This is a genomic window from Peribacillus sp. SIMBA_075 (genome assembly GCF_046534585.1).
In genome coordinates this window covers 1-270 of sequence record NZ_JAWRYN010000660.1, presented here as the reverse complement: position 1 = coordinate 270, position 270 = coordinate 1, and the positions used below count along the sequence as shown (strand labels likewise).

1 pseudogene is annotated in these 270 nt (G+C 32.6%); it reads right to left on the bottom strand.

The features are described 5' to 3' along the window. A pseudogene (locus SB775_RS29830) lies at positions 1-270 on the bottom strand (hypothetical protein); the annotation flags it as partial.

Here is a 270-nt window from a genome sequence, read left to right as displayed (position 1 = left end):
ATATCGTTCTTTTTTCTTTTCGACTTCTTGTAGACTTAAATATTGGTTATAATCCATAAAGACGATTTCTGAATGAGGAACATGCTTTTTTATTTGCATATCCTCTTCTTTACTATTATTCTGAATAGCACCTTGAGACTCTTCACTTTTTTGAACACCAGAAGGAAGATCGTTTTCTATTTCATCATAATCCTCTTCTTCATTTTCATCATAGTCCTCTTCTTCCTCATCTGATACTTCATCAACCTCTTTATCAAGAGCTTCTATCTC